The sequence below is a fragment of the Caballeronia novacaledonica genome (genome assembly GCF_900258035.1).
Taxonomy (GTDB): Bacteria; Pseudomonadota; Gammaproteobacteria; order Burkholderiales; family Burkholderiaceae; genus Caballeronia; species Caballeronia novacaledonica.
In genome coordinates this window covers 1-1,383 of sequence record NZ_OGTP01000060.1, presented here as the reverse complement: position 1 = coordinate 1,383, position 1,383 = coordinate 1, and the positions used below count along the sequence as shown (strand labels likewise).

Here is a 1,383-nt window from a genome sequence, read left to right as displayed (position 1 = left end):
CCCTTCATGGTGTTGCTCGCGGCCTTCCACGCGCTGCTGTATCGCTACACGGGGCAACAGACGATACGGACGGGCGTGCCGGTGGCGAACCGTCATCGTGTGGAGACGGAAGGGCTGATCGGTTTCTTCGTGAACACGCAGGTGCTGCAAAGCCGTATCGATAATTCCACGCGCACGGATGCGTTACTCACGCAAATGCGCGACGCGACGCTGGGCGCTCAAGCGCATCAGGATCTGCCTTTCGATGCGCTCATCGATGCGCTGCGTCCCGAGCGCAGCCTCGCGCACACGCCGCTGTTTCAGGTGATGTTCAATCATCAGCGGCGCGACTGGCGCGTGTTGCAGCGTCTGCCGTCGCTGGAGATCGAACCGTATGCGCTGCCGGCGGAGATGGCGCAGTTCGAATTGCTGCTCGATACGCGCGAGGAGAGCGACGGGTCGCTGTCGATGGAATTGAGCTATGCGCGGGAATTGTTCGAAGCGGAGACGATCGAGCGCCTGGCCGGGCATTATCAGGCGATGCTTCGCGCGATGGTCGAAGGCCACGCGCTTGTCAGCGCAGTGCCGTTGTTGAGTCCGTTCGAACGCAGTGAGATTGAGGGATGGAGTCGCAACAATCAGCGTTATGAGCAAGCCGAACCCGTGTTTCGCGGCTTCGAACGTCATGCGGCGGCGTATCCGGATGACATTGCGCTGGTCTTCGACGATACGCGCGTGACATACGGCGCGTTGAACGCGCGTGCAAACGGACTCGCGCATTGGCTCATCGATCAAGGCATCGGTATCGAATCGAAGGTCGGCATTGCGGCTGAACGATCGACCGAACTCGTGGTAGCACTGTTCGCGATCATGAAGGCAGGCGCGGCCTATGTTCCGCTCGATCCTTCATATCCGGCAGACCGGCTCGCAGCAATGCAGCAGGATGATGGCATTCAACTCGCGCTGTGTCAGTCGGGCGGTGTCTTGCCTCACGTCGAAGGCGTGAGACAAATCACGCTCGATGCAACGCGAGAAGACGAACGCAACCCTGAAGTCGAACTGCACGGCGCAAACCTCGCCTACGTGATCTTCACGTCAGGCTCGACCGGCCGTCCGAAGGGCGTCGGCAACCGTCACGATGCGCTGTTCAATCGACTGACGTGGATGCAGCAGGCGTATCCATTGCAACGTGGCGAGACGGTTCTTCAGAAGACGCCCTTCAGCTTCGATGTCTCGGTGTGGGAGTTCTTCTGGCCGCTGATGGTCGGTGCGCGTCTGGCGATCGCCGCACCGGGTGCGCATCGCGATCCGCTGCAACTGGCCGATGCGATCGTGCGTCATGAAGTGAGCACGCTGCATTTCGTGCCCTCGATGCTTCAGGCGTTCATCGAAAGCGAACATGTA

1 protein-coding gene is annotated in these 1,383 nt (G+C 60.4%); it reads left to right on the top strand.

Going from position 1 to position 1,383, the window contains the following annotated elements; translation table 11 throughout:
• A partial coding sequence (locus tag NOV72_RS31705) for an AMP-binding protein (RefSeq protein ID WP_146150072.1) occupies window positions 1-1,383 on the top strand: 1,383 nt, incomplete at both ends.